23 protein-coding genes are annotated in these 25954 nt (G+C 45.4%); 11 read left to right on the top strand and 12 right to left on the bottom strand.

Going from position 1 to position 25954, the window contains the following annotated elements:
• Positions 1–24 precede the first annotated feature (24 nt).
• Complete coding sequence (locus R3D00_00460; protein ID MEZ4771617.1) at positions 25–897, top strand: DUF1080 domain-containing protein; 873 nt, start codon at positions 25–27, stop codon at positions 895–897.
• A 14-nt stretch (positions 898–911) separates the two neighbouring features.
• Here R3D00_00460 and R3D00_00455 read toward each other — a convergent pair whose 3' ends face one another.
• The 3 genes from R3D00_00455 to R3D00_00445 form a co-directional block, all read right to left on the bottom strand.
• Positions 912–1259 (bottom strand): hypothetical protein, encoded by a 348-nt coding sequence (locus R3D00_00455; GenBank protein ID MEZ4771616.1) that lies wholly within the window; start codon positions 1257–1259, stop codon positions 912–914.
• A 30-nt stretch (positions 1260–1289) separates the two neighbouring features.
• Positions 1290–2363, bottom strand: a complete 1074-nt coding sequence (locus tag R3D00_00450) for an adenylate/guanylate cyclase domain-containing protein (GenBank protein MEZ4771615.1) — start codon at positions 2361–2363, stop codon at positions 1290–1292.
• A 113-nt stretch (positions 2364–2476) separates the two neighbouring features.
• A complete protein-coding gene (locus tag R3D00_00445; GenBank protein ID MEZ4771614.1) occupies positions 2477–3238 on the bottom strand; it encodes a class I SAM-dependent methyltransferase in 762 nt (253 codons plus the stop codon).
• A gap of 426 nt (positions 3239–3664) precedes the next feature.
• Here R3D00_00445 and R3D00_00440 point away from each other — a divergent pair, with 426 nt between their 5' ends.
• The 7 genes from R3D00_00440 to R3D00_00410 all read left to right on the top strand — a co-directional run bounded on the left by R3D00_00440 (position 3665) and on the right by R3D00_00410 (position 11039).
• Entirely contained in the window at positions 3665–4402 is a 738-nt protein-coding gene (locus tag R3D00_00440) for a carbohydrate-binding family 9-like protein (GenBank protein ID MEZ4771613.1), read from the top strand.
• Positions 4403–4424: 22 nt separating this feature from the next.
• Entirely contained in the window at positions 4425–5465 is a 1041-nt protein-coding gene (locus R3D00_00435) for a phosphotriesterase (GenBank protein MEZ4771612.1), read from the top strand.
• A 101-nt stretch (positions 5466–5566) separates the two neighbouring features.
• Positions 5567–5893 carry an iron-sulfur cluster assembly accessory protein gene (locus tag R3D00_00430; protein ID MEZ4771611.1) on the top strand — a complete coding sequence of 109 codons (327 nt, stop codon included), beginning with the start codon at positions 5567–5569 and terminating at the stop codon, positions 5891–5893.
• A 257-nt stretch (positions 5894–6150) separates the two neighbouring features.
• The gene (locus tag R3D00_00425) at positions 6151–6747 is read left to right on the top strand and encodes a YdcF family protein (GenBank protein ID MEZ4771610.1); all 597 of its coding nucleotides are present in this window, start codon (positions 6151–6153) and stop codon (positions 6745–6747) included.
• Between the two features lie 132 nt (positions 6748–6879).
• Positions 6880–9336 (top strand): penicillin acylase family protein, encoded by a 2457-nt coding sequence (locus tag R3D00_00420; protein MEZ4771609.1) that lies wholly within the window; start codon positions 6880–6882, stop codon positions 9334–9336.
• 12 nt (positions 9337–9348) lie between these two features.
• Positions 9349–9762, top strand: coding sequence for a hypothetical protein (locus R3D00_00415; GenBank protein MEZ4771608.1), 414 nt, complete (start codon positions 9349–9351; stop codon positions 9760–9762).
• Between the two features lie 47 nt (positions 9763–9809).
• Positions 9810–11039: an aldo/keto reductase gene (locus tag R3D00_00410; protein MEZ4771607.1), complete on the top strand. Its 1230-nt coding sequence runs from the start codon at positions 9810–9812 to the stop codon at positions 11037–11039.
• Here the strand turns inward: R3D00_00410 and R3D00_00405 are convergent, their stop codons facing one another.
• Genes R3D00_00405 through R3D00_00390 form a run of 4 tightly spaced genes read right to left on the bottom strand, consistent with a single transcriptional unit; the run spans position 11040 to position 17517 of the window.
• Positions 11040–11765: a hypothetical protein gene (locus R3D00_00405; GenBank protein MEZ4771606.1), complete on the bottom strand. Its 726-nt coding sequence runs from the start codon at positions 11763–11765 to the stop codon at positions 11040–11042.
• Between the two features lie 11 nt (positions 11766–11776).
• On the bottom strand, positions 11777–13564 hold the full coding sequence (locus tag R3D00_00400) for a hypothetical protein (GenBank protein MEZ4771605.1): 1788 nt from the start codon (positions 13562–13564) through the stop codon (positions 11777–11779).
• A 9-nt stretch (positions 13565–13573) separates the two neighbouring features.
• The gene (locus tag R3D00_00395; protein ID MEZ4771604.1) at positions 13574–14755 is read right to left on the bottom strand and encodes a DUF4249 domain-containing protein; all 1182 of its coding nucleotides are present in this window, start codon (positions 14753–14755) and stop codon (positions 13574–13576) included.
• Complete coding sequence (locus R3D00_00390) at positions 14752–17517, bottom strand: TonB-dependent receptor (GenBank protein ID MEZ4771603.1); 2766 nt, start codon at positions 17515–17517, stop codon at positions 14752–14754. The genes R3D00_00395 and R3D00_00390 overlap by 4 nt, the downstream gene beginning before the upstream one ends.
• Positions 17518–17619: 102 nt before the next feature.
• On the opposite strand from R3D00_00390, the gene R3D00_00385 reads away from it, so the two are divergent.
• A complete protein-coding gene (locus tag R3D00_00385) occupies positions 17620–19221 on the top strand; it encodes a peptidoglycan-binding domain-containing protein (GenBank protein ID MEZ4771602.1) in 1602 nt (533 codons plus the stop codon).
• Here the strand turns inward: R3D00_00385 and R3D00_00380 are convergent.
• Positions 19205–21505, bottom strand: coding sequence for a gliding motility-associated C-terminal domain-containing protein (locus R3D00_00380; protein MEZ4771601.1), 2301 nt, complete (start codon positions 21503–21505; stop codon positions 19205–19207). The genes R3D00_00385 and R3D00_00380 overlap by 17 nt on opposite strands.
• 246 nt (positions 21506–21751) lie before the next feature.
• Here R3D00_00380 and R3D00_00375 point away from each other — a divergent pair, with 246 nt between their 5' ends.
• Together R3D00_00375 and R3D00_00370 are read left to right on the top strand one after the other, a co-directional pair.
• Complete coding sequence (locus R3D00_00375) at positions 21752–22783, top strand: hypothetical protein (GenBank protein ID MEZ4771600.1); 1032 nt, start codon at positions 21752–21754, stop codon at positions 22781–22783.
• Between the two features lie 14 nt (positions 22784–22797).
• The gene (locus R3D00_00370; protein MEZ4771599.1) at positions 22798–23568 is read left to right on the top strand and encodes an HNH endonuclease; all 771 of its coding nucleotides are present in this window, start codon (positions 22798–22800) and stop codon (positions 23566–23568) included.
• A gap of 15 nt (positions 23569–23583) precedes the next feature.
• Here the strand turns inward: R3D00_00370 and R3D00_00365 are convergent, their stop codons facing one another.
• From R3D00_00365 to R3D00_00350, 4 genes are all read right to left on the bottom strand, one after another.
• Complete coding sequence (locus R3D00_00365) at positions 23584–23928, bottom strand: hypothetical protein (GenBank protein MEZ4771598.1); 345 nt, start codon at positions 23926–23928, stop codon at positions 23584–23586.
• Positions 23929–23931: 3 nt separating this feature from the next.
• Positions 23932–24732, bottom strand: a complete 801-nt coding sequence (locus R3D00_00360; protein ID MEZ4771597.1) for a DUF4065 domain-containing protein — start codon at positions 24730–24732, stop codon at positions 23932–23934.
• A gap of 78 nt (positions 24733–24810) precedes the next feature.
• Positions 24811–25161, bottom strand: coding sequence for a hypothetical protein (locus tag R3D00_00355; protein ID MEZ4771596.1), 351 nt, complete (start codon positions 25159–25161; stop codon positions 24811–24813).
• Complete coding sequence (locus R3D00_00350) at positions 25142–25951, bottom strand: DUF4065 domain-containing protein (GenBank protein ID MEZ4771595.1); 810 nt, start codon at positions 25949–25951, stop codon at positions 25142–25144. The genes R3D00_00355 and R3D00_00350 overlap by 20 nt, the downstream gene beginning before the upstream one ends.
• Positions 25952–25954: the final 3 nt, after the last annotated feature.

Here is a 25954-nt window from a genome sequence, read left to right as displayed (position 1 = left end):
AAATACTTCCTCCCCTCAATCTGTATGTGCCTGGTTTTTTTTCTGGCTTGTTCGACGCCCGCTCCACAGTCGGATGTCAATAAAGAAGAATGGATTTCTCTCTTCAACGGCAAAGATCTCACAGGATGGGACATCAAAATCACCGGGAGGCCGATCAATGACAATTTCCTCAATACTTTTCGGGTGGAGGACAGTATGCTTCGTATCAGTTACGATGAGTATGACCAGTTTGGCACTTACTTCGGGCATTTGTATTATCAGAAGCCTTACAGTTATTACAAACTAAAATTTGAGTATCGGTTTTTAGGAGAACAAACCCCCGGCGGCGCCGTCTGGAACAATAGAAACAGCGGGGTCATGCTGCATTCTCAATCCGCCGCAAGCATGGGTATGGATCAGGATTTTCCCGTATCGATTGAATTGCAGACCCTGGGCGGATTGGGCGACGGTCCGCGTACGACGGCTAATCTTTGTACGCCAGGGACTATGGTGGAAATAGGCGGAGAGCTCACTCGCGATCACTGTATCGATTCCCATTCAAAAACCTATGACGGCGACCAGTGGGTGGCTGTAGAAGCAGTTGTACTCGGCGACTCCGTGATTCATCATATCATCGGGCCGGATACGGTACTGACCTATAACAAGCCCCAGATTGACGGAACATTTGTGAGTAAGGACAATTACAACTGGGTAGAAGCCGGCGTACCCAATCCGGAGGAATGGGAAAAGAAAGACGGAACCCCGCTGACATCCGGTTATATCGCCCTTCAGGCCGAAAGCCATCCTATTGATTTTCGCAATATCGAATTGCTGGAGTTGGAAGGATGTATGGATCCTAAGGCAGTGAACTATAAGTCTTATTATATAAAGTCGGCGCCGGAGAAATGTAAGTATTGATATAGGGGTGCTTATTATCCGGAAGGCCAAAGTTTACTTTTTAATGATAAGGTTAGATAATGTTTCCCTTCATTCAGGGTAATAGTTTTTAACAGTAGCTTTAGTTTATTTTTGAGATTTTGAGTTATACCATCAAATGATCCATCAAATGATCCGTCAATAGCACCGTCAATAGCACTTTCTTGTACAATATCATTAGATTCAGCAGGAAATCTATAAGAGTGTGTTTCCGGAATGGGGATCATCATTTTAAATGTTGGCCCTTCAAAGAATTGTGGCTGACCATTACCGGAATATGCCTTTATAAATCTATGAACATTGAGAACTCCTGAGCCTGGCTCGTCCACTCTTCCCAATTGCATGAAAAATTTGGCTATCAGTCGATTTTTTGGCTACCGCTCCTCCACACTCAAAATTCTGACTTTCTGGTTTTTGCCTTTGAGCTCCAGTTCGCCGATTTCTTCAAAAACATATCCGCCCAGGTCGCTGAGCGTATCTGCGAGATCCTGTGAGATCAGCATTTTTTTTCCATAGATATTGCACTGTCCCTGAATTCGCGCGGCGGTATTTAATACGTCGCCGTGATATTCAATTTCACGCCGATCCTCGCCTACTTCGGCGACGGTAATCCTGCCGGCGTTCATGCCTGCCTTAAACTCTGGCAGGATGCCATATTGGGACTCGTACCAATCCCGCCGCTCTTCCAGCCTGCGGTGAAAACCAAAAAATATCTGCAAACAGATATTGTCCCTGATTCCGGCTTCTACTGACCAACTGATAATGGCCTCGTCGCCCACATATTTGTAAATATGCGCTTCATAGGATATCAGCACCCGGTTTAGGTCAAAAAAACAGTCCTGCAACAGCCGGGAGTAACGGATATGCCCCAGCCTTTCGGCGTGAGTAGTGGAGGATTTGAGGTCGAGAAACATCACAATCCGGTTGTCTTCCCGTGGCTGATGATACCTGCCCAGCAACATTCCCAGCATGACTCCCCGGCCAAACTTTTTGCTTACCTGCCGCATGAAATTGTACAAAACACTCAGCACCAGCAGGTAAATCACCAATCCCATAAACGTAAGCGTGGACATGTAGTCGAGGTTGTACGCAAAGGATTCCGGCCAGGTGCGTCCTGAAAACCATACCCCGGAGGCCGTGGTTACGGGAATAAAAACCGCAATGATTACAAACAGGTCGATGAAGGTTTCGGAGAGAATGACAACGCCAAAAGGTTTCCTCCGGAATCGGTTGCCGATGACAAACTGGTGAAATAGTCCGAGTAAAATCCCACCGATGATTCCTCCGATTGTGGCCGTAGCCGCATCGCCCAACAACTCTGATACGGGGTAATCAAACCTTTCCCAAAAGCGGATCATGCTATACACATTCACGCCTATCAGAAAAAAAACGGCTGCCCAAAATATATCGGTAAGTTGACGGCGGGTTTTATAGGAAATGTGAAACATAGGTAAGCTAAATTCTGTACTCCTCGGCTAATAAACGATCTATTCTTACAAATGTATAACCTCTTGCTGAAAGTTCGTCGAGTAAAAAATTTTTCCAGCTTATAAAAGAATTTCTATTCCGCCCTCATACCGGTCTTCCGCACTACCCAAAACCGGCACTCCCCGGATTTGGCGAGCACATTTTCCTTTTCTATAAATTTCTCGTTGCGGTAAAAGGTTTCCATTATTTCAAAACCTCCCGCTGTCAGCCAGTTTTTGACTTCGGAGAAAGTGGGAATATGGAGGAATATTTCACTCGTTTCGTTTTTGGAAATGGTCAGCAGGTCGCCAAACTCATACAACGCGGGATTCTGCCTGCCCTCCGCCCACCGCAAGGTTTCCTCTTTCCAAAATTCAAAAAAATTGGGGTCTGCGTCTCTGTCGTGGGTGGTGCAAATAAATATTCCCTCCTTCTTCAGAACGCGGTGAATTTCCCGCAGTGCTGTTTTCCTGTTCTCCTGCCCGGGAATGGACATAATACCATTGAAGGAAAAAATAACTGCATCAAAAACTGCATCCGGGAAGGAAAGTGTACAGGCATTTCCGACCTGAAATTCAATATCTGTCTCAAAGTGCCGGTTGAGGTTTTTTGCCTCAGCGATCATTTCGGGCGTGAGATCAACGCCTGTAATATGGCTGTAACCCATCCGGAAAAGCGGAATGGTGGTGCGACCCGTGCCACAACCCAGATCAAGGATACGAAATTCGGAGCGGAGGTATTTCTGAAAAACATACTTTTCTGACTCCCAGAGGCCGACTTCGCGGGTAAAATCGGAATAACTTTTTACCCCACTCCGATATTGGTTTTTGATGAAGGAAGGTTGAATTTTTTCCATAGGTAAACTTTCCACTGCCAATTTTTGATCTTATGTAGGAGAGGTAGGACATATCAGTAGTTAAAACATTCAGAATTTCATGGAGTAAACCTTAATTCCTTAACGGAATTATAAAGTAATAGGGAGTTTCTGTGAAACTTTGCGATTCCTTTGCGGACTTTGCGTGAACCCTATTATCTCAGATCGAAGACCAGTTTCATTAAGTTGCAACCATATGAGGATGCAGAAGTGTATTTTATGAGCCCTCCCAATAGGTTTATAATTCCGTTACGTAATATTATTTTGAGCAATTGCTGAAATTTCTTCCTTTCTGAAGATTTTTCTATTGTGATAATATACAAAACTGTTGTAGAATCCAGTCAATCTCCATTTAAATCCCAGAATTTTTTATTTTAGGGCAATTGGATTATTAACTCACTCTGCAAAATGAAAAACCTTTCCCTCTTAACCTTATTTACCCTGCTGATCATGGCTATGTTTACTTCTTCCTGCGACCAGGAACCTGCTTCTGAATCTGCCCTGCCTCCCAATACTTATCAGGTGAAGAAATTTGCGGGCTCTGTTACCCTCGACGGTAAAGGCTCTGACCCGGCCTGGCAGCAGGCGGTAGTGCTGGACACCTTCCGATTTCCCTGGCTTGAAATCCCTACGCCTCACACTGAGTTTCGCGCCTTGTGGAATGAAAACTATTTGTTTTTCCAGTTTGTCGTAGTGGACGAAGATGTCGTCATCCACGAGGATACAACCCAAAACCGGTCTGTGCTCGGTTCTGACCGGGTCGAGTTGTTTTTTGCAGTAAATGATTCCCTCAATCCTTATTATAGTCTGGAAATGGATCCCCGCGCCTGGGTGTTTTCCTCTATCGGCAGATTTCCCCGCAAGATCGATCCTTCATGGCAATGGCCCGGACTTCAGACCATTGCCAGCCTGACTTCTGATGGGTATATACTGGAAGGAAGCATTCCGATGCAGTCATTTACAGATCTGAATCTCTGGAGAAATGAAGCCAAAACCAGCCTGAACTGTGGCGTTTTCCGCGCAGAATTTTCTCACAATGACGATGGCACTGTAGCGCAAAACTGGATCAGCTGGATCATTCCTGATTCACCCAAACCTGACTTTCATATACCGAGCGCTTTTGGGTGGTTTGAGTTGACCCAATAAAATCAGTGTAGAAAATACAAAAATGAAAACCGCTGTTTGCTGCGTATCAGTTGCGATTTTGTTCGCCGCTTGTCAATTGCCGGAGCCCCATTCCTATATCATGACAGTCAACGGCCCTTTGTCTGTAGAAGAAATGGGAAAATCGCTGATCCATGAGCATGTATTTCTCGACTGGACAGGGGCAGACAGCATAAATCCCGCAGCATGGGATTCCGATGCTGCCTTTGCCGCTATTTTACCCTATCTGACTCAGGCCAGCGAAAAAGGGGTATTGACCATGCTGGAATGTACGCCTGCCTATTTAGGTCGTAACCCGGCTCTGTTGAAAAAATTATCAGATTCTTCAGGAATACATATCCTTACCAATACAGGCTACTATGGCGCTCGGAAAAACAAATATATCCCTGCGCCTGCATTTTCGCTTTCGGTTGACAACCTCGCAGCAATATGGGTGGACGAGTGGGAAAATGGAATATCAGGAACATCTGTAAAACCGGGCTTTATCAAGATTGGTGTTGACAGTGACTCTGTACTATCTGGTATGCATGAAAAAATCGTAAAGGCCGCTGCCAGGGCACATCTACATACGGGACTAACCATTGTCGGGCATACCGGTCCGGATGCCCCTGCATTTGCGCAGATAGCACTTTTGAGAGAAGAAGGGGTAGATCCCTCGGCTTTCGTGTGGACCCATGCACAACAGGGTACAATGGCATCCCATGTGAAGGCCGCCAGCATGGGTGCCTGGGTTTCGCTCGATGGAATGGGCTGGATGGCGCCAGATTCTGTCAATGATCCGCAGGCGCTGACAGTAGCCCGATATGTGGAGATGATCACAAATATGAGAGAAAACCACCAGCTCCGGCGTCTGCTTATTTCACATGATGCCGGCTGGTATACATTTGGCGAACCGGAAGGCGGTAAATACCAGCCCTATACAGCGATTTTCGATCAGGTCATTCCGGCGTTGAAGGTAGCAGGGTTCAGTGAAGACGAACTGACCCAGCTGCTGGTTAATAATCCGGCGGAAGCATACCAGATCAGAGTCAGGCGTGTTGACTGATATTCCAACTTTCAGCCGGCGATCTCGTAAGACCATTGAACTTTTTTCCTTACAAGAGAGTTGTTACCTTTGTACAAAGTTTTAAGTATATGCAGGATTCAATGATCAAAGTTTCCGATAGCGCGCTGGAACATATCGGCGTACTGCGCGAAAAACAGGGATATGACGACTCCTACGGCCTTCGGGTAAGTGTGGTCGGCGGCGGTTGTTCCGGACTTTCCTATAAACTCGATTTTGACAGCCAGGAGCAGCCTGGCGACCATGTAATCGAAGACAAAGGCGTAAAGATATTTGTGAATATGAAAAGCCTCCTGTATCTGGTCGGTACAGAGCTCGACTATACAGGCGGACTGAAAGGCGAAGGATTCCATTTTGCTAACCCAAATGCTACACGTACCTGCGCCTGCGGGGAGAGTTTTTCGGTGTGAGGGTTTGGTTCTTGGCCTTTGGCCTTTGGCCTTTAGCTTTTAGCTTTTGGGGTTTGGGTAAAAGCAAAAAGCAGGGTATATGCATGAGTTAAAAAAATAAAACCACTTGAAGGTTTTAAAATTTGGTGGAAAATTGGCAAAGAGGAGAAAAATTAGAATCTTTTCATAAGATAGACCCACTAAGCTAAATTACATCAGGGTGTCTGTTATCAAGTCAGTGTATATTAACTAAAAGCAGGTTTGAGGAATCTTTGCAAATGAAGAGGAATTCCAAAATAAGACTTGCCTTTGCAGGCCTTTTAATTCCACTATTGTGGATGAGTTATAATGCCATTGAAATCTATAATTATTCAAAAAAATACGTTATCGAAAATACTGATGTGGCTGTCGTATTAGGTGCAGGATCCAGTAACGGAAAAGTTTCACCTGTATTTCGGGAAAGGATTAATCATGGCATATTCTTGTATAAGACAGGAAAAGTATCATTCCTCCTGTTTACAGGTGGATTTGGAGTCGGAGAGAATATATCAGATAGTATGGCAGCAAAAAATTATGCAATTGAAAAGGGGATTCCGGCTGATAATATTTATATAGAAGAGGCATCTACAGTTACATTTGATAACCTGAAGAATGCGAAGCAAATAATGAAAGAAAAAAACCTGCTGTCAGCATTGATTGTTTCGGATCCATACCATATGAAAAGATCTATGGCGATGTGTAAATCCATTGAAATAAATGGATACCCTTCTCCAACTCCCACGTCAATGTACCGATCCTGGATTTCAAAATGCAATTCATTAGTATATGAGTCTTTCTATTTTAGCTTAGGCCAAATCGCCGGAAGATATAATTGAATCAGTTGCCAACTGATAGAAAAATTTAGTTTCCTTTCATTATTTCCGTTGACATTCACGTCTTTTTTTGCTTTTTAGGCGCACAATCTTTATTATCCGGCTTTATATACAACTCCCTGGTTCCGGATACCTATGCGCTGGCTAAAGTTACTTCTCTCTGCTGCTATTTCTTTACTTCTGATCTGGGCTTTAAATCGGCCATGGGGAACAATTTCATTCCCTGTCGGTGAATTTGTTAACCCTTTTTCCGGCTTCTGGACAAATGCCGAACCGGCAAATCCTGATGTATCTCCCCTACTGAATCTACCGGGGCTTAAGGCTCCTGTCACAGTTATCTACGACAAACGGCGCGTGCCGCATATTTTCGCCCAAAATAAAGAGGACTTATACTATGCCCAGGGGTATGTCATGGCGCGCGACCGTCTATGGCAGATGGAATTTCAAATTCTCGGTGCAAGTGGCCGCCTCACTGAAATCATCGGTGTGGGGCCTGACAGCTCTGTGCTGAAGTTTGACCGCACCAACCGCCGCAAAGGTCTTGTATTTGCAGCAGAGCGCTCTTATGAAGCTTCTAAAGACTACCCGGAACTGACTGCCGCCATGGATGCATATGCCCAGGGCGTAAATGAATGGATTTCTTCTCTCAAGCCCGCAGATCTTCCTCTGGAATATAAAATACTCAACTATAAACCGCAGCCCTGGAAAAGTTTTAATTCCTGGATTCTCCAAAAATACCTTTCCAATATGCTGGCGGCCAGAGCAGATGATATCCGCAGCACCAATGCGCTGATGCTTTGGGGACGGAATATGTATAATATTTTGTTTCCCGAATTTAGTTATGCCGAAGATCCTATCGTACCGGGCGACACCCGGTGGGATGCACGAACCGCCGACCCTAAACCTCCTGTACCGGCCAACTATCATCCCGACTCTATTTTGCAACAGCCTGCCCGTGTATTTACCTCGCAGCCTGACCCCGGACTCGGCAGCAACAACTGGGCCGTCTCGGGAGCAAAATCTGTAACCGGAAAACCTATCCTCGCCAATGATCCCCACCTGGGACTTTCCCTTCCCGCTATATGGTACGAAATGCAGTTAAACGCTCCGGGGATAAATGTCTATGGCGTGGGGTTTCCCGGCAGTCCGGGAGTGATATTGGGATTTAACGATTCCATAGCCTGGGGGTCAACCAATGCGGGCATGGATGTGATGGACTATTATCGTGTAGTACCTGATGAAACGGGCGAAAATTATTTTTTTGATGGAAAATGGGAGCCCTTTACCCTTCGGGTAGAGGAGTATATCGTCAAAGGCGGAGAGAAATTTGTGGATTCTGTCCATTACACGCACTTTGGGCCGGTGATGTTTGATGAACATTTTGGCAGCCAGCCCGTGCCCCTGGCGATGAACTGGATGGCGTATGAACGTTCGGCAGACCCGATGTTTTTCCTTAAAATGAACGTCGCCAAAAATTATCAAGACTACGAAGAAGCGCTTAAGTACTGGGTATGTCCTGCACAAAACTTTGTCTTTGCCAGCCACACAGGTGATATCGCGATCTGGCAGGCCGGAAAATATGTCAACAAATGGCCCGGCCAGGGGAAATTTGTCATGGACGGTACAAAGTCGGACTATCAGTGGAAAACTTTTATCCCAACTGACCAGCAGCCGCACGCTATAAATCCCGAAAGAGGATTTGTCAGTTCTGCCAACCAGCATCCTACCTCGCCTGCCTACCCCTACTATTATAATGGCAATTTTGAGGAATACCGAAACCGCCGGCTCAATCAGCTTTTGTCTGAAAAGGAGAAGTACAGCGTGGATGATATGAAAAATTTCCAGTTGGACAATTACGCGTTAATGGCGGCAGATCTTCTGCCCATTTTACTCAATGATCTGGATACAACCGATTTTACCCAGATAGAAAAAGATGCGTTGAAAATGCTGAAAGAGTGGGATCTCAACTACGACAAAGATCAGATCGCTCCCACTTTGTATGAAAACTGGTGGGAGGAACTTCATCGGGAAATCTGGCAGGACGAAATGAATGCTTCCGGCCTTCCGGTACCCTGGCCGGATATGAGTACGACCATTGGCATTTTACGGGACAGTACTCAATTTTCCTTTTACAAGGATGAAAATGACACCTTGAAAAAAGATCGGAAATCACTCATCAACTTGTCCTTTGACCGGATCATCAGCAAACTGAGCGGTGATTTCCCTCAGTATTCTGATTGGGTCTGGGCCAAACATAAGCAGACCGACATCCATCATATTACGCGGGTTTTGGCACCTTTCAGCAGATTAAATATCCCTACTGACGGAAACGGCCATATACTCAATGCTACGGGAAACCGCAATGGCCCTTCCTGGAGAATGGTGGTCGCACTCGGCGACAAAGTTGAAGCATGGGCGATTTATCCCGGAGGGCAGACCGGCAATCCCGGGAGCAAAGCCTACGACGCATTTATCGACGACTGGGCAGTAGGAAAATACTATCGGGTATGGTTTATGACCAGTGAAGCAGACAAAAACGGAGACGTATTTGCCCGGCAATCACTGGTTCCGGCAGCGGCAAAATCACAATAAAGAACAGGCGGAATGAAATTTTTTTTACGGTTGGTATTGATTCTTGTGTTTGGTTATCTGGCTTCTACCCGGTTTCCCTGGTGGTCAGTCGCCATCGTGGGTTTTGTTACGGGCCTGCTGCTGAGCGAGAAAATAAAACGGAGAAGATTATTTGGCAAACAGCCGCCTTCACCTAAGGCATTTTTGTCGGGATTTCTTGCCATTTTTCTTTTGTGGGGCGGAATTGCATTTTGGAGCGATTTTCAGAATGACTCCTTGCTAAGTGAAAAAATTTCCCGCCTGGTTGTGCCTGAAGGGGAAATAATCATTTCTCGGGCATGGCTTATGCTATTGGCCACGGCTTTGATTGGCGGACTTGTTGGCGGGTTTAGTACCATGACCGGTAATCTTCTTGGAGAGGCGTTCAGAGGACAGGAAAAGGATTGAATCATGACGGGTTTTTTGCTATATTGATTCCTCCAACCCCTCCAAAAATGAAAAATACAGACAAAAAATCCGGCAAATCTCTTTCCCGACGCAATTTTATTTCGCTTACCTCCGCCGCAACCGTCGGTTTGGGGGGAATGTCGCTCGGGACCCTCGCGGCAGATACCGATGGCTTCGGGAACCTCAGCCACCAGCAAGAGAACCTCAGCCACCCACCCGTCAAACAAGAATGGCGAAACCGACAGGAAGGTATGGCCTACCGTCAATTGGGTCGGACAGGCATGATGGTCTCTGAAGTAGTGAATGGCGGTGATCCTGTTAGGCTGGGAAGCTACAAACAGGTGGAACTCGCCCTGGAAAAAGGACTCAATTATCTGGATATGGCGCCCGCCTATGGAAACGGTGAGTGCGAAGAAGCTTACAGCAAGGTGATCGACAGCTCTTCCAAACGGGAGAAGGTATTTATGAATACGAAGATCAGTGCATTTAAAAATGTGCGCAACCGGATGTATAAAGACATCTTTGACGGTCTTCCTTCTGAGAAAAAAGAAAAAATTCTTAGCCGTGCGAGAGAAATGCGGGAAGAACGCGGGGTGGACAAGCCCGGATATTATTTTACCTATTGGCCAGGGCAGGACAGCTCTATGGATGCCTGTTATCTCGCCAATGCCATGATGCCTGATTATGCCCATAAAGTAGATGGCAGTAAAAAATATATTGAAACGATCATACAGTCGGTAGAAGAGAGCCTGAAACGCGTAAAAACAGACTATTTTGATCTCGTGATGTGCCCGCATGGAGCCGATTGTCCGGAAGAAGTACAGATTCCGGAAACCTATCGTGCTTTCGAAGAATTGAAAAAATCGGGCAAAGTGCGGTTTATGGGGCTTTCTACCCACAATGACCCCGCAGGCGTGTTGCGCGCTGCTACAGAAACCGGTCAGTACGACGTCGTAATGTGTGCTTACAATATCGTCAATGGCGGTTATCTGGAAGATGCGATCAGACAGGCCTATAAGAGTGGGATGGGAATCATCGGCATGAAAGTAGCAATGGCTGTGGCAACGCACCACAAAGCCCTTCAACCTGTGCCCCAGTGGCGGATAGACAAAGTCGATCGCATCGTCCCTGGTGATATGAAGCCGCCGCTGAAAGCGTATCTTTGGGCATTGCAGAATCCCCATATTTCCGCCGTAATCTCCAATCTCTGGGACGAAAAGTATGTAGAGGAAAACCTCTCGATCGTCGGGAAAAAAGTACAGCTTCAGCCCGGATGATCACCGGTCTTTTTCCAGCAGGCTGAGCAGGATTCCCGTATTTTGTACAAACTCCGGTTTTCTCTTGTTGAAACTCAGGTTATGCTCTTTGATCAGAGCTATGGCCTCCTGCGTGTTTCCCAATGCGCTCAGTAATTCTTTTTTATTGGAAAAACGGCTTATCTCCCCGCCATTTTTGATATAGTAGAGGTCTTCCTGGGTGAATGTATGACGGTTTCCTCCCGAAGAATTGGTGGTCTGCTTATTTAACTTTTTTCTTCGCTTTACCCAGAATCCGTAATCTTTTCCTTTAAAAACCTCCTGATATATCCCCTCTGGTATCTCCGGATCGAAATCTTCTGGAAGATATACAAACCGCATTCCCAGAAGATCCATATAAGTTATCCGTTTTTCGTTTAGAATAATACTCCGTTGATACCCCTCACGAGCAAAAGAGACAAAAATCAGTTGATTGTAAATATCGTAGTTGAGCAGTACATCTCTATATATCATCCCTTCATAGCGCAACTCCCCGCTATGGGCCAGTGCATCAATTAAATACTGATTTCCCTCGGTAGCCAGGTAAAAATGTTCGTAAGAACGACCACTTCGGAGTAACTGATTTGTGGGTATATGTTTGTAATAAAGCTCTTTGACCGCAGATATGCCTGTGTCATTTACATTCGGTTGAGCCAGGCATATAAAAACCTGAAACATCAGCAAAGACAGTCCGGTAATTTTTTTCATAGTAATATCGTTCACCAATCACCATTCACTTCAAAATCTGTAGTACCATAAACGGGTGTTCCATCTGGTAAAATTCCGGATACTTCGATCCGGTATTTTCCGGTATCATCTCCCGTAAAAAAGGAAAAAGAAACTTTTCCCGAGGCATCAGTATACATTTCCGGGTTCCAGTAAAGCAAGGTGCGATAATCGGGAATCCGGCTGTTTTTTTGCTCGGATTTATCGTAATCAGGTGAGGAAAATGAGCGTATTTCCTGAACAGGATTATATTCTGCCTTAATAATATCTTTTGGCAAGGCTTCTCCTGCCAGGTCTCCTTTATAGGTTTGGAAGTAGATGATACCGGAGAATATTTTTTTCCCGGCATGGTACTTTCTGTTGACCAACTCAATAGTTTTAATCTTTCGAGGATCAAAGTTCCAGATTGTTTCAATGTCTCCCACAGGTACACCGTCAATCATCGTAAGCGCGGGTTCATCGAAGAAAATCGAGTTTGAAATCGAAATGTTATTGGCATACAAATCCCATAGATAAAAATGTTGTGTGTCATCTTTTCTTTTCCTGGCAATCACAAAGCGAATATATTCTGTAAATACTTCCTCCATGGTGGGAAAACGGGTGTATTCATCCAGATTATAGATAATATCACCTGATCCATAAAAAGCGGATACCGGTTGGTTTCCGGGAGCATCCATGCCTCTGACATTCGTAAAAGGAAGATAGGCATTAGCTAGTTGTGTATTGACACTTAAGGATTCCAGATAGGGTCGGTTTTCCTCGTTTATCGGTGTTTTTTGAAGAAGAGGTGCAGCCGTTTCTGGTAAAAATTCAGGGAGTATTGAAACTTCAAACTGGTTCATATCGATTTCTTCTGCCCAGAACAGAATGTCTGTTGTTCGGATTTCAGGGGAAATCTCAATCGCGAAAGTGTTATTATCTTCGGGTTCTGCAGTGTACAGATACGATGATTTGCCTGGAAATAAAATATAAAAATATTTCGGAACGGGTATTGAGCCCAACGGGCGTATTGTCCCCTGAATCAATGGTCCATGGATTTCGGGGAGATATGCATGACTAAAAACTTGTGAATCGTTGGCATTTACAGGGGATGAAACAAGGCTGTTCAGATGATCCTTAATTGTCCCCAAATATGGATCTAACCCTGGCGAATATTTATAAACAGATACTGAAAGGTTCGCCCTGGCTGACCTGTTTAATTCGGCAGATAGGCTGATATTTGCCATAACTTTCTCCCTGCCGGAATAATTCTTTGGCGGTAAAGATACAATTACATTATCCCTGGAATCGCGTGTCAAATAACTGCCGCTGTCTGATACCACGTGGATTTCCTTTCCTGTCGGGGAAAAAGGATTCAGGATGGTTATGGGCTGTCGAAAAAACAATTTCGGATCGAAATTTTTCATCCAGGAAGTATAAGCACGAAGAATATATGCGTCGCTGGCCATCTCTCCGGAAATAAAAAAATGTCCTTTTCCCTGCCCATTTTCCAGAAGAATTTTTTCCTGTAAAAGGGCATTGCCTCTGGTGTCCATTAGTTCTACATATAAAACAGAACTGATAGCCTCTGGCGCGTCTTTCCCGGAAGTTATACAATAGGCTTTATACCAAATGGTCTCTCCCGTCAGATAAAAATTTTTATCTGTATCAAGAAAAACCTTTTCCTGCGTCAAATAAGCACGATCATTTTCCGAATGGCCGCCGGGCAGTGAGGGTTGTTGTGTTTTAACGGTAACCGTCAACGCGAAGAATGAAATCAGCAACAAAACAAACTTTTTCATACGTAAACATTATTCTTCCCAGAAATCAGGTACTTGCCTCGTACCGCCTCTTACCGTACAGTCGTAACATTCGGGTGTGGTAATCAGAAATCCTGCGATATTCACAAATGGAATATAATAGTTATAAAACACACCTCCGTTTGCTATTGCCTGGAAAACCTGTATGTCGGAATTAGGGCCGAGAGGGATTGTATCAATATTTTGATAACATTGCTCCCGGTATGTTACGTCTACATCAAAATTTAAATCTATGTTGTTGACATAGGCGCGCATTTCAGTAACTCCGGAAGCGCTGAAATATCCCAGAACAGGTTCTTCTGAGTCATTAATATTTTTAATATTGCCTGTTGTGGACTGCGGTTGCCGGTCAAATAAAGTACCTGTATTTTCTGCTGCTTCCTGGATGCTGTTCCAGAAAATATATTCTTCTTCACTCAACACATATTGTTGCACAAGGATAGAATACCGGTGCCTCAGCCTTGTGGTCTCACCTGTAATAAAAGCCAATGGTTGATTGGTGATAATGTCTTCACTATTCCCGGTAGAAGTCCCCACCCGGATCAGCCGCGAACTGTCTCGCATGAAGCAGAATTTTTTTTCTTCAATCAGGACTACATTAAGGTTGCCGGCATAGGCAAATGCTGAAGATAAAGGCGCACTATACTTCCAGGTTTCTTTCCATGTCCAGCGGTAAAATCTGCTGTTACCCTCAGGGTCATGAGAATCGATATATATCTGCGAACCAGGTTTAGGTAAATTGTTGATAATATGGGTTTCATTTCGAAAATATACGCTGTCAATCGGAGGCGACGGACGCAAGGTTTCCCATGAAGATTCATAGTCAGCGCCATTTTTCCGGTTGATAATCAGTCGATATTTTTTGTCAGCCTTGCCGCGAATCGCCGTTGAGTCTGTAAGATAGATGCCGGCTTTCGTTTCATTAAGGCGGACCTTTTCCCCATCCTCTGATTCAATGAATACAACTGCTCCTGTTTCCGGATTGTCCTGGCGTTGGTTGAGCGGACTGCTAAGAGAGAGTTTTACCTGATAAGGGCCGGGAGCATCCGTTATTATGCCTTCTGCCACCAACAGGCTGGCCTCCTCTTCAATGGGTATGGTTATCGGCTCCACGCATCCGCATAGCAACCATAAAACGATCCACAAAGATATACCAATGTGAAGTGGGTTCATATAAATCGAAAATTGTAGGTGAGAGTAGGAATGGCCTGGCTGAAAACAGAAAGTTTGTAGGTGGAAATAGTGCCGTTTGTGACAGTCGAAAAAACAGAGTAGGCATTATTTCTTCCCGTGACATTATAGACAGAAAGTGACCATGAGCTATGAATGAGCTTATTGACTTTGTGATTCCCTTCCAGATTCAACCCTGCATCAAGTCGTATATAGTCGGGAATCCGGTACTTATTTCTTTCGGAGAAAAACGGTAAAGATGCCCCGGAAAGCTGATATTGAGTGATCGGAATCGTCGTAGGTCTGCCCGAAATATAGGTGAAGTTTAAGGAAACGTTTAACCTCCGGTTGGCTTTGTAATTGGTGATGACCGATAAATTGTGGGGACGGTCAAAATTGGAAGGGTAAAACCTGCCATTGTTAATCCTTTCCGACGGGAATGGGCTGTCTGCCTTTACAAATGTGCGTGACCAGGTATAACTTACCCATCCGTTGAGTTTTCCCGATTTTTTCCGTAGAAATAACTCAACTCCATATGATTTGCCTTTTGCGCTGATAATATCAGTTTCGATTACCTTATTGACCACAAGGTCAGCACCCGCCTTATACTCCGGAAGATTTTGCAAAATTTTGTAGTAAACCTCAACCGAAAACTCCAGCCCCTGGGCAGGGATATTTTTATAGAGCCCCGTGGCAAACTGATTTCCAATCTGAGGTTTCAGGTAGGGGCTGCTCAGGCGCCAAGTATCCGTCGGGGAGATGGCAACGGTATTGGTAAGCATATGAATATACTGCCGGTTCTGATCATAACTGAATTTCACTGACAGCTCTTCTTTGAGTTTGTACCGACCCGAGATTCGAAGTTCAGGGCCGCCATACGTTTTGATGATTTTCCCGGACGCATAAGTAGTGGTATCGGTAATAAAATCTGTCTCACGTGGAAGATTTTCGTCATAAGTATAAACCTCTCCGGGACCCAGCAAAGCAAATCCCGATACTCTCAGGCCACCATACACAGATAGCCGGGTAGAAATTTCATACTCATCACCAATGTAAATGGCGGGCTCTACCCCGTTTTCCGGAGAAATGGCCACAGGTTTTATGACCGATGAATCCCCTGTGGGATAGATACTTCCCGGACGCAGTGAGTACATATTGGCCTGTACACCAAATTTCACCCGGTGGTCAGGATGAGGGAAAACCTCAAAATCATTTTTCAGCGAAAACTGGTTGATGCCATAGCCTAGCTCAAACGCGGTAGCCGGGTTCTTTTCACTTTGAATCTGATAACCATAATTTGTATATCCGGCCGAAAAAAGCCCGGAAAAGCGGTTGTTGAACATATGCCTGAACCGGGCGGTAGCATTGTAATTGGCATACTGGAAAGTAGTATCTGTATTGAGCCGGAAATTATCCCTGCTCGTATATCCTGAGATGGAAAATGTATTTTTATCATTAATCTGATAATGGATTTTTCCAATCACATCACCAAAGAAAGCGCGGCTGTTGTTGATATTCGCATTTTCGAGCAACCCCCACAGCCATTGAGAATAGGTGCTGCGTATTCCCAAAATCCACGAACTTTGGTCGTGTTTCAATGGGCCTTCCAGTGTGATTTTTCCTGTAACTGGACTAATGCCACCGGCCATGGAAAAAGCCTTTTTGTTACCATCCCGAATATCAATATCAAAGACTGAAGAGACCCTGCCCCCATACTGCGCCTGAATGCCGCTTTTGTAGAGGTTGGCGCTTTTGATAACTTCCGGGTTGAATGCGGAAAAAAAGCCAAAGAGGTGATTGGGATTGTAAACTACCCCATCACCAATGGTGATGAGGTTTTGGTCGGTGTTTCCGCCCCTTACATTAAAGCCGGAGGCGCCCTCCCCTACAGATTGTACACCCGGAAGGGTAAGGGTGATTTTCATTACATCAGCTTCTCCCAGTACAGTCGGAATCGTTCGGATCTCCTGAAGGCTAATTTTGGCCACACCAGTGCTGACCTGCTCGACACTGCTGCGCTCATTTACGATAAGCACCTCTTTCAGCGCAATGATTTCTTCTTCCATCTCCACGTCGAGTTTGCCGTCACCCAACAGGTCAATTTTCCGCTGGGTATTTTTTCTCCCCACATATCGAAAAAGTAAATCGTACTGCCCCTTTGGCAGGGTGAGAACAAAATATCCGTAAGCATCGGTAATGGTACCCTGCACAGGATTTTGTTTGAATATTGTCACGCCTTCCAGTGGCTCTCCTGTTTTTATATCACGGACATAACCTGCAATAGTTGCGGAAGAGCCCGGCCCTTTGCTGCCTATTTTGATAAGTGTGTTTTCTATATTTGATAGCGAGGGACTGGCTTCGGTTTTTTCTTCGGGTGCAAAAATTCCCGGTTCGGCTGGTGACTGATTAGCTGGCAGACGCCCCGAAAAATAATCTTCCGGTAAATGAGCAGATACAGAATAGTCCCGGGTAATAAAGATCTTCCCTTTATCTTCTATATAAAACCGGAGACGGGTATCACTAAAAATTTGGGTTAAAAACTGCCCTAAAAGAATATTCTCCCCTGAAAAAGTAAACCTCAGACTGTCAGTCCACTCTTCTGCATAAAAAAATCGCACGGAATAACGCGCCTCTATATCATTCACAAGCTCACTAAATGACAGATCCGAATAATGGGCAGATATTCGAAGCTCATCTACATTTTGTGCTGACAAAATAGTTGCCGAGAAAACCAGAAAAGAAAAAAATATTATCGGAGTCTTCATAGGGGCGGAAAATAGCAGAAAATCTATGTATATTTTGAAGTTTGTTGGATAAATGGAAATGATTTCTCCCAATAGATCGCAGCTTCTAACAAAGTACACATTATGCAATTCTCCCAGACCCTCTCTCAATTAATTAATGATGCGCAGGATTCTTCTCTTTTAAAAAGGAAATCTCCCGCCAAACCCTATATCCGCTCCCTGCAGATGTTGCTTTACAGTCTCGGTTTTGGGGCTGAACTCAGCTGGGACAAATATCGCGCAGATGGTGATTATGGAGGGGGAACGACAACTGCAATTCTCGCTTTCCTTAAGAAAAACGGCCTTTCCGGAGACGGGGAAACCGCCAGTCCGGAACTGGTAAAACTCATGCTGGACAGATACACGCTGCTATCTGCTCTGCGCTTATTAAAACAGGCCGTTGACCAGGGCACCATAGCGACTACCTATAACCGGGTATCTGCATCTGCTGAAACGATGGCAGGTCTTGACCGTTTGTTTAACGTTGCCGGAATCACCAATTCGGATTCTGTCCTTTCTCCCGAAGAAGCCAAAACCCTGCTGGCAAAAATTGCGCCTTTATATGGCGATGGCTGGTTTTCCGCCACGGACGCCCCGGCTGAAGGTCAGCGCCGGTCTGAAACCGAAGTTCAGCCGGTAGGTGAAAAAACGTTTGAGGTCAGCGACTCCTGGCTCAAAACCCGGTTTATCAAAGTGAAAAAGAAGGATGGATCATTTTACCCCGGAATTGCAACGATAGGCAATGACCGCCCTTCGGATTTTATTACAGTACATCGCAGCGCACTACACGAGATGGGGCTTTCTGACTCTGCCATCCGGGTCATCACACCGGTATCTGCCAATGAAGGCAATCTCGACGCAATCAATACCTGGGACAACGCATTCCTCACTTTTGGCATGTTGCAGTGGACCATTGGAACAGAAAGCAGCGGGGGCGAACTTCCCGCCCTTTTACAGCGGATTAAAAACCGGTTTCCCGATACCTTTCAGGACTACTATGGGCGTTTTGGGATTGACCTTACAGACACAAACCAAACCTCCGGATTTATGACCCTCAACGGCCAGAAAATTCAGACACCAGAACAAAAAGCGCAATTTCGCGAACTGAACTGGGCTTTCCGCTTCTGGAAAGCAGGTCTGGACGCCAAAGTCCAGATGGTGCAGATCGAACACGCACTCGACCGGATCAATTCCTTCCGGGAACATAGAAGCTACCGCCCGCTCGATAAGTTTTATATCGGCGACCTGATCACTTCCGAATACGGTATGTGTCTGATCCTCGACCATAGTGTAAACCGTCCCGGACATTTGATGAGCTTTTCAATCGGCAAAACAGATATTCTCGGCCAGGCTATGCGAAATGCCGGACTGGACAATACCGACCCCAAACAATGGACTACAGCCGAAGAGATGAAGTTGATAGACGCTTATCTGCCGCTTCGTTTTGCGTCATCAATGACTGACTCAAAGCACAGAGCCGAGCAAATCAAAGGCTTCCTCGACCGGGGAGAACTCAGCGGCGAGCGGCATTCGTTTGTGCTCGAAGAACAGCGTTCGCGGGGAATGTTTATGGATATCGAAGAACTGTATCCGCCGGTCAATTTTGAGGAATACGAAAACCGGAGAGCTTCAGGGGCGAATATGATATTTACCGATTCGATAGAAAACTTTACCGAATCAGCGTAACCGTTCCGGCAAGTCGCCCGGAATACACTTCCCCATCTTCTGTGTAGGCATCATAGTCAACCTGCCAGACATACACCCCTTCCGTAGCGGGGCGGCCCCCCATGCTACCGTCCCATTGGTCATCGATCTGAAATGATTCAAAGATCATTTGTCCCCACCGGTTGAATATGGTCAGATGCTGGCGGATCAGATATTGACCGTGAATGCCGAAAAGATCATTGTGCCCGTCGTCATTGGGGGAAAATGCATTGGGCATGTAAATATCCGGAGGACAGACCTCCCGTAGAATGACCGTGTCGCTGCCCTGGCAACTGTAAGAATCAAATACGGTTACCGTATAAACGCCTTCTCTTGTCGCTTCGTACACCCTTTGCCGCGAGCCATCGTGCCATAGATAGGAATCATATTCTCCCGGGTCGAGAGACAGAAACAATTCTTTCCCGCAAAACAAAGTATCTGCCCCAAGATCGGGCTGAGGCGTAGGTATTACATCCACATATACATACTGCGGAAACGTAGCACATCCGGAGATGATTCCTTTGACTGCGTAGTTTCCCGCCATTCCTTCCACGGCATTATCGATGTGAGGAAATTGTGCTTCTGAAAAGAACCTCATGGGTCCTTGCCATTCGTAGCTGGCTCCTGCGAGGTCCTGAGCGTAGAGAAAAAAGGATTCTCCCTCACATATCGTTGTATCGCCAAAAGCATCGAGCGGTTGCCGCAAGCTCACCAGCAGGTCGCGGTAGATGGTATCTGAAGTATTCTGGCAGTGATCGGTCAGGATCAGGGAAACCGGGAATGTGCCCAGGTCGTGGTATATGTGGGTAAAAACGGCCTCCGACGTTGTCGTCCCGTCGCCCAGGTTCCAGAAAAAGCTGTACCGGGATTCCGGTAGTTTGGTGTCAAAGACAATGGTATCATTCAGGCAGCCACCCTCCGGAATCGGGTTGAGGTTGATATTTTTAAAATTAGCCCCACCGCCATAGGCATAAGATTCTGCGTCGCCATAACCGTAAGCTGTGGCGATCACTCCGCAGCCCTGGGAGATGATGGTATGCGCGCCAGTGGAGACCGGAATGCTGACATAAGCAAAGTTTTTATTCGCCCCCACCGAATCCAGTCCCGGCATGCTCACGATCGGCTGGTTGTCAAAAGTAATCAGCGGAATATCCGCTGAAGACATGATGATATTGATATAATTTTCGGTGATATTTTCGAGGCGGGAGTTGTAGAGCGTTACGGTATCGCGCCTTTGCTCCACGCTGTTGAGCAGCAACATCGAAGGGTCCCCTACCCTGTAGCCATTGCATTGCTGACCGACGAGAAACTGCGCCACCTGTATGGGTTTGTTGGCCTGAACAAGGGAAGCTTCAGCGAGTTTATATTCGACAAATTTTCCCGCCTGGAGGTTATAGGAAGAAGTTGTGCTGCCGGTGACTGTGACTTGCGTATTGTCTTCCGAAGCCAGAATCCTGAAAACATCATACGCCATCTTCGCGCTGGGAACGGTTACAAACTGTTTGCCCCAGGTTGGAACCGGGTACATTTCCTCCAGCAGATTGTCCCATGTACCACAGCCTGCGGGAGTACCTGCCCAGCGATTTCCCCCAAATACTGCAAACTTTTTATCACCGGTCACAAGCGTACCGGTAAAATCGCCAGCGGCCGATTGCGCCTGCACCTGATAGGTTTCGCCTGCATCAAGATTGACGGAAAAAGAAGAGCCACTACTTTTCCCTTTTTGGGTTTGGGCGCTGAGCGTTACGGTGATCTGCGTGTTGTCCTGGGTGCCGACAAGTAAAAATTGAGCCGGGTAAACCTGATTTTGGGCAGCATACCCGGTATAAGTCATCACACGGTATTCCTGGCCCAGCGAAACGGTTGGGAGAACGACCGTTGCTTCCGATCTGCGGGAAAAATACTGGTGAATATAGACCGATATCGGCAGATCGGAGACCACCTTTATGCCGTTGACGGAGGTCGATTCGGAGCCAAGTGTTTCGGTATAGGGAGGCAGCGAAATGATGGTAACATCATTGGCCGGGATAGAAAAGGACTGAGACCAGTTGTATCGCGGAATGCTGATGGTTCCTTGTGTATCAAAGCGCGAAGTAAGCATAGCCACGCGCGTATTCGCCCCGATATCGCGGTGCTCCATAAACCCAAACCAGAACTCGGTACCTTCGTTGGATTGAGCGTGGAGCATCATTTGCCCGGACCCGAAAAAAAAGGCCAGGCAAAACAACCAACGAAAGGGAGAGCGGAGCAGCGTATTATATAACATAAGGCATTAAATTAGACTCTCCTGTATCAACCTATTATCCCAAATATAAAACAAATGAAGATACTCCTAAAAATCGAATTCTACCGAATGGAGGAAACGATTGTGGGGAGGGGATATATCGTATTTTGGGTTATACTGAATAAAATCTGCCAAGAAGTCGCAAATCTCAGATAGAATTTGTAATTAGTATCTGAAGATTGTTTGAAAAGATCTTTTGATAAATCGCAACCACAAAACTTAATAAGTATGAAAAAGTCAATTTTAGGGTCTCTTGTCCTAATTACAATTCGCACAATACAAATTTTTGGACAAACTCCCATTGATGTAGCAGAATCGACCCTTAAGGTAGGAGGTCTTGGCGAAGAGGTTTTTTATTATGGATTCGCAGAGGGCGATCAACTCATCTTCAATTTTGAAGAACTTAACGGAAAAGAATTAAAAGAGATTGAAATTACAGAATTGCCTTCCTCCTCCAAGTTTATGGACTATAAAACGAATAAAATTGAAAATAAGTCAATTAATATTCAGCGAACAGGCATTTATAAATTTCGCTTTTCCAACTCAGCTGTAGGAGGACGAGTATGTAAATTCAAAATTCAAAGAATACCTGCGAGTGAGAATACTGTAAATTTTAACCCAAGTGTGTTATGGAGAACAATTTCAGATACAACTTATACTCCGGTTGAGGAAAAGTATCTCGTTAAAAGTGATACCGTCGTGATTACGGTAGTAGATCAAGTTGCTAAAATCTCTTCCCGAAATGCACTAAATGGAAATACTAATATTAACATTGTTGATTGTGTATTACCTGAAAGAACAGTCAGTTGGGCATTTTATATAGGTGTCGGCACTGAAGGCAAAAAAGCTTACGAAGATGCGAAGGATAAATTCATGAATTCGGCGGCAGCTTCTGCTATGAAGATACCGGGCTATGGAACAATGGCAGCGCTGGCACTTTATGGTTTAAACGTCTTTAGTAAAGTGCAAGGAGAAGATAATGTAAAATACCGTTTTATTACAGACTGGGAGAATGTTTTACTTTTCAAATCAGGAAATACTTATTACCAGTATAAACAAGGAGATGTCGTTAATGATGCCTCACAAATGAAATCCCCCCTTACTGGAAAGATATATATTGGACTGATTAATGACAATGTTATGGAGCCAATTGACGTGATAGTTAAGATAACTGCGATACAGGTTAACCAGGAATGGGATACAAGAATTGTAAATAAAATGAGTGTCCGAAACCGCGAAGAAGCGTATTTGGCAAATTGATTGAAGCAGGTTATATGGCAACAAACCTTTGGACACGCAATGAACTCATCCTCGCCTTTAATCTTTATATGAAGCTTCCTTTTGGAAAACTGGATAGGCGTACCCCAGAAGTAATAAAATTGGCTAGTATTCTGGGACGGACATCAAACGCTGTGGCAATACGCTTGGCAAACTTCGCACATGTTGACCCTTATCATCAGAAAAGAGGCATACATGGGATGTCTGGTGGAAGAAAACAAGTTGAGCCTATATGGAATGAATTTATCGATGACAAGGAGAAATTAGTTTTTGAAAGCGAAAGAATTTTAGCCGAAATGGAGAATCAAACTTTAGAAGCTAAATTTGAACCAATACTTAGCGATCTCAAAAATTTAAAGGGTGAAACGAGACTCCGGGAAGTGAAAGTCAGAGTCAATCAAAGCTTTTTCCGTCAGGTCGTGGTTGTAAATTATTCCGGTAAATGTGCTATTTCCGGAATTGACATTCCTGACTTACTTGTCGCGAGTCATATTGTACCCTGGTCAAAAAATGAAGAGGAACGCCTAAACCCTGAAAACGGTATCTGTTTATCAGCTTTGTATGATAAGGCCTTTGACAAAGGGTATATTGGTATCAATGACAAGTTTGAAATACTAACTTCTTCCGTGCTTAAGGAAAAAGAAAACAAGGACTATTATTCAAGATATTTTTCTCATCTCGCTGGTACTAGAATAATGAGTCCACAGAAATATAATCCTAAAAAGGAGTTCTTGGAATATCATAGGGATTGTATTTTTAGGGGATAATTTCTGTAAATCCCACTACCCCAACCACCCCAATATCCTCCCCTGATCTTCGCGCTCCTTTTCGCTTTTGTGGTAAATTTCGATGAAAACGATGCGCTCCTCTTCGGGAAACCACGCGTAGATCAGGCGGAGGCCGCTGTTGACGCCTTTGCCTTTCAGGCTGTCGCTGGCGATTTTTTTCACTTTGATAATAGGAGTATCAATGCCCAGATTATCAACTCTAAAGCTAAATGGCGGACGGGCATTGGGCCTGGATTTGAGTAGGATTTTCATGGTCTCTATATCAGACTCCAGGCTTCGATATTTTTTTTGAAGTCTTTTAAAATCTTTGTCAAACCCTGGGAGTGTTTCAAACCTCATAACTCAATCTTCGGTTGTATCTTCGTCATAAACCCTGATTGCATATGGGGTTTCCCGGTAAAAAGCGAGGTTGTATTTTATTTCTTGCCCATTCTCAGTTACTTCCCAGGGTAAATCCCCCTGCGCATACGAAGTGATCGACTCGGCGGTACATTCGCTCATCCGATTGATGACCTGGTCTATGATATCCGCCTCGCTGGCTTTCATGGTGGTGAGGTCGGCTTTTTCCAGCGGAATGTACCGGGTCAGAGTGCGCCCCTGATAGGTGGTTTTGAGTTTTTGAATTTGTGCGGCGGCGATCATCTGCCCGATGATCGTATCCATTTCTTCGGGCACGGGGCCGTACGGTACTTTGCGATAGGTAGCCCCGGTCAGTTGCTCTTCATACATTTCGTAATGGTTGAAGTCGCAGAAATAGAGTAGCCGCGCGAGGACGGTTTCGTCCACATTGGGTTTGCCTGCGCAGCGTTCCAGCAGGTAAAGCAGTACGTTTTTAAACTTAACCTCATTCAGTTGAGGTGTGGAAATCCGCTCTTTTGCCGCATAGACTGCGACAGGCTCCTGTAAAATATTCTCCGTTTCGGTTTTGCTTTGCTCCGCTACAAATTCATCCAGAGAAAACCGCAGGATCAACGACAGGGTCTGCAACTCGACAACGGTCAGGTTGCGATTGCCCCGTTCGATTTTGGCGAGAGAGGGCCGTGAAATTTTCATTTCACGTGCCAGTTCTTCCTGCGAAAATCCCCTTTGTTTACGGAGATTTGTAATCCGCTGACCGATTTGTTGGAGGGAGAGGGTATTCATAGAAAGGGTTGTCAGTGAGTCTTAAATATGCAAAATGTTCTAATTTATCACAAAATAATGGTTTAAAAAAGAACATTTTTATCCCCACCCCAATATCCTCCCCCGATCTTCGCGCTCCTTTTCGCTTTTGTGGTAAATTTCGATGAAAACGATGCGCTCCTCCTCCGGAAACCACGCATAGATCAACCGAAGGCCGCTGTTGACGCCTTTGCCCTTCAGGGCTTTGCAGGCGATTTTTTTTACTTTGATCACGCAGGTTTCTGTGCCCAGACCATTGATCCGGAAGCTGAAAGGAGGGTTCTCTTCGGGTTCGTCATTCAGGACTTTTTTTACTACTGCCAAATCCTCCTCCAGTGTCCGGTACTTTTTCAGTAGATGTTTCAGGTCTTTCCTGAATTCCGGAACTTCCTCAAATAATATCCTGTTCATTTTCTTCCGGATAAGTTCTCACGGTATAAGGCGGCTTTCTGTAAAAAACTAATTCATAATCGACAGGCTCATAATCTGCGCTGGCTTTCCAGGGTTTATCTGCCTGCAAATAATCGTGGATGCGATGGATGGGCCAGTCCCCCATTTGCAGAATGATTTTGTCTATGATATCCGCCTCGCTGGCTTTCAGGGTAGTGAGGTCGGCTTTTTCCAGCGGAATGTACCGGGTCAGGGTGCGCCCCTGATAGGTGGTTTTGAGTTTTTGTATTTGTGCGGCGGCGATCATCTGCCCGATGATCGTATCCATTTCTTCGGGCACGGGGCCGTAAGGTACTTTGCGGTACGTAGCTCCGGTCAGTTGCTCTTCATACATTTCGTAATGGTTGAAGTCGCAGAAATAGAGTAGCCGGGCGAGGACGGTTTCGTCCAGGTTGGGTTTGCCTGCGCAGCGTTCCAGCAGGTAAAGCAGTACGTTTTTAAACTTAACCTCATTCAGTTGAGGTGTGGAAATCCGCTCTTTTAACGCATAGACTGCGACAGGTTCCTGCAAAATATTCTCCGTTTCGGTTTTGCTTTCCTCCGCCACAAATTCATTCAGTGAAAACCGCAGGATAAACGACAGCGTTTGCAATTCGACAACGGTCAGGTTGCGATTGCCCCGCTCGATCTGTGCGAGCGAGGGCCGTGAAATTTTCATTTCACGCGCCAGGTCTTCCTGCGAAAATCCCCTTTTCTTGCGGAGACGGGCGATTCGCTGACCGATTTGTTGGGGGGAGAGAGGCTGATTCATTGT

The sequence above is a fragment of the Bacteroidia bacterium genome (assembly GCA_041391665.1).
Classification (GTDB): Bacteria; Bacteroidota; Bacteroidia; order J057; family J057; genus JAGQVA01.
Note: the sequence above shows the minus strand (reverse complement) of the source record. Positions and strands in the feature narration are given on the sequence as shown.

What these genes read in the sequence shown, in the direction of transcription:
- R3D00_00460 (MEZ4771617.1), top strand. Translation starts at nt 25, where the DNA reads ATGTGCCTGGTTTTTTTTCTGGCTTGTTCGACGCCCGCTCCACAGTCG.
- R3D00_00455 (MEZ4771616.1), bottom strand. Translation starts at nt 1,259, where the DNA reads ATGCAATTGGGAAGAGTGGACGAGCCAGGCTCAGGAGTTCTCAATGTT.
- R3D00_00450 (MEZ4771615.1), bottom strand. Translation starts at nt 2,363, where the DNA reads ATGTTTCACATTTCCTATAAAACCCGCCGTCAACTTACCGATATATTT.
- R3D00_00445 (MEZ4771614.1), bottom strand. Translation starts at nt 3,238, where the DNA reads ATGGAAAAAATTCAACCTTCCTTCATCAAAAACCAATATCGGAGTGGG.
- R3D00_00440 (MEZ4771613.1), top strand. Translation starts at nt 3,665, where the DNA reads ATGAAAAACCTTTCCCTCTTAACCTTATTTACCCTGCTGATCATGGCT.
- R3D00_00435 (MEZ4771612.1), top strand. Translation starts at nt 4,425, where the DNA reads ATGAAAACCGCTGTTTGCTGCGTATCAGTTGCGATTTTGTTCGCCGCT.
- R3D00_00430 (MEZ4771611.1), top strand. Translation starts at nt 5,567, where the DNA reads ATGATCAAAGTTTCCGATAGCGCGCTGGAACATATCGGCGTACTGCGC.
- R3D00_00425 (MEZ4771610.1), top strand. Translation starts at nt 6,151, where the DNA reads ATGAAGAGGAATTCCAAAATAAGACTTGCCTTTGCAGGCCTTTTAATT.
- R3D00_00420 (MEZ4771609.1), top strand. Translation starts at nt 6,880, where the DNA reads ATGCGCTGGCTAAAGTTACTTCTCTCTGCTGCTATTTCTTTACTTCTG.
- R3D00_00415 (MEZ4771608.1), top strand. Translation starts at nt 9,349, where the DNA reads ATGAAATTTTTTTTACGGTTGGTATTGATTCTTGTGTTTGGTTATCTG.
- R3D00_00410 (MEZ4771607.1), top strand. Translation starts at nt 9,810, where the DNA reads ATGAAAAATACAGACAAAAAATCCGGCAAATCTCTTTCCCGACGCAAT.
- R3D00_00405 (MEZ4771606.1), bottom strand. Translation starts at nt 11,765, where the DNA reads ATGAAAAAAATTACCGGACTGTCTTTGCTGATGTTTCAGGTTTTTATA.
- R3D00_00400 (MEZ4771605.1), bottom strand. Translation starts at nt 13,564, where the DNA reads ATGAAAAAGTTTGTTTTGTTGCTGATTTCATTCTTCGCGTTGACGGTT.
- R3D00_00395 (MEZ4771604.1), bottom strand. Translation starts at nt 14,755, where the DNA reads ATGAACCCACTTCACATTGGTATATCTTTGTGGATCGTTTTATGGTTG.
- R3D00_00390 (MEZ4771603.1), bottom strand. Translation starts at nt 17,517, where the DNA reads ATGAAGACTCCGATAATATTTTTTTCTTTTCTGGTTTTCTCGGCAACT.
- R3D00_00385 (MEZ4771602.1), top strand. Translation starts at nt 17,620, where the DNA reads ATGCAATTCTCCCAGACCCTCTCTCAATTAATTAATGATGCGCAGGAT.
- R3D00_00380 (MEZ4771601.1), bottom strand. Translation starts at nt 21,505, where the DNA reads ATGTTATATAATACGCTGCTCCGCTCTCCCTTTCGTTGGTTGTTTTGC.
- R3D00_00375 (MEZ4771600.1), top strand. Translation starts at nt 21,752, where the DNA reads ATGAAAAAGTCAATTTTAGGGTCTCTTGTCCTAATTACAATTCGCACA.
- R3D00_00370 (MEZ4771599.1), top strand. Translation starts at nt 22,798, where the DNA reads ATGGCAACAAACCTTTGGACACGCAATGAACTCATCCTCGCCTTTAAT.
- R3D00_00365 (MEZ4771598.1), bottom strand. Translation starts at nt 23,928, where the DNA reads ATGAGGTTTGAAACACTCCCAGGGTTTGACAAAGATTTTAAAAGACTT.
- R3D00_00360 (MEZ4771597.1), bottom strand. Translation starts at nt 24,732, where the DNA reads ATGAATACCCTCTCCCTCCAACAAATCGGTCAGCGGATTACAAATCTC.
- R3D00_00355 (MEZ4771596.1), bottom strand. Translation starts at nt 25,161, where the DNA reads ATGAACAGGATATTATTTGAGGAAGTTCCGGAATTCAGGAAAGACCTG.
- R3D00_00350 (MEZ4771595.1), bottom strand. Translation starts at nt 25,951, where the DNA reads ATGAATCAGCCTCTCTCCCCCCAACAAATCGGTCAGCGAATCGCCCGT.